The organism is Paraburkholderia ginsengiterrae (genome assembly GCF_001645125.1).
Lineage (GTDB): Bacteria > Pseudomonadota > Gammaproteobacteria > Burkholderiales > Burkholderiaceae > Paraburkholderia > Paraburkholderia ginsengiterrae.
Genome location: NZ_LXKA01000019.1, coordinates 1 through 1,056 on the forward strand (window position 1 = coordinate 1; position 1,056 = coordinate 1,056).

At 61.2% G+C, this 1,056-nt stretch carries 2 protein-coding genes; one reads left to right on the forward strand and one right to left on the reverse strand.

The genetic code is table 11. From position 1 onward, the window contains the following. Positions 1-277: PhoU domain-containing protein (locus A6V37_RS01055; protein ID WP_279616145.1), on the reverse strand; the 277-nt coding region annotated here is incomplete at its 3' end. A gap of 65 nt (positions 278-342) precedes the next feature. Between A6V37_RS01055 and A6V37_RS01060 the strand changes: the two genes are divergently transcribed. Beyond that, on the forward strand, positions 343-768 hold the full coding sequence (locus tag A6V37_RS01060; protein WP_064272062.1) for a hypothetical protein: 426 nt from the start codon (positions 343-345) through the stop codon (positions 766-768). The last annotated feature ends 288 nt before the right edge of the window (positions 769-1,056 follow it).

Sequence of the window (1,056 nt, forward strand, 5' to 3'; positions counted from 1 at the left end):
TAATGCCCTTCGAGATGGCCATCACCTGACGCAGGTCGGATGCAGTCGGCTGGCGCCGCGCGATGATGTTGCCGCACTCGGCATCGATCTCGACTTCCATTGCGTTGAGTCGATGCTCCTCATCCACTACCTTCGCCACGAGGTCCATGTCGAAGCAGCCGAGCGCGTCCATTGCATCGGTCAGTTGTGATTCGACCAGTCCGCCCATCTCGAAAAACCTCGACGACAGGTGCTCAAGGTCGGCGTCGAACCTGCTGGAAATGTGCTTGTCTGGCATTGAAAACTCTCCTTGCCAGAAAGAGGATAAACTGTTTGTACGGTTTGTCCAATCTGCGCAAAAACATGAAGCCACAGACCACCAGGAACAGAAGCGGGAAAGGACAGTCTGCGCGCCCGGCCGCAGATGCCAATCAGGCAGCAGCGGGCGGCAAGTCGACTGGCAGGACGAAGGCTAGACGTTCGTCGACGATGGAGAAAGCGGGAAAGGCAACGCCCGTTGAAGCGCCACCCATGCGCGTCGCCCGGTCCCGCAAGGAGCAGGTCAAGCGGGAAAAGGTCGTGCGGGACACCTTCACGATGCCGAGGTCAGATTACGAAAAGATCGCGGTGCTCAAACAGCGATGTCTCGACGCCGGCGTCGACGCGAAAAAGAGCGAACTCCTGAGGGCGGCCGTGCTTCTGCTGGCGTCTGAACCGGCGGAACGAATGCTCGCGACCATCGCGGCCCTCAAGCCGGTCAAGACTGGCCGACCACCCAGGTCCAAGTAGAAGCTGCGCACGAGGTCTGAGGGTCGCGCCGTATGACGGCCGAAGCCGGGGGCTTGCGTAAGGGGAGCAGGCTGTTCCGGCTCTGGGGTCCAGCCTGACGTTCGGGCGCCGTGCGACCTTGCAGGCAAGGTGCGACACACCCGCACGGAGAGTCACATGACCTCGTCGTCCGGCACGGAGGACTGCTAACCATGACATGGACGTTGACGCTGATCGATCTGGCCGGGTCGGTTGCGCTGCTGCTGTGGGGTACCCACATGGTGCAGACAGGTATCCAGCGCGCATTCG

What these genes read in the sequence shown, in the direction of transcription:
- A6V37_RS01060 (WP_064272062.1), top strand. Translation starts at nt 343, where the DNA reads ATGAAGCCACAGACCACCAGGAACAGAAGCGGGAAAGGACAGTCTGCG.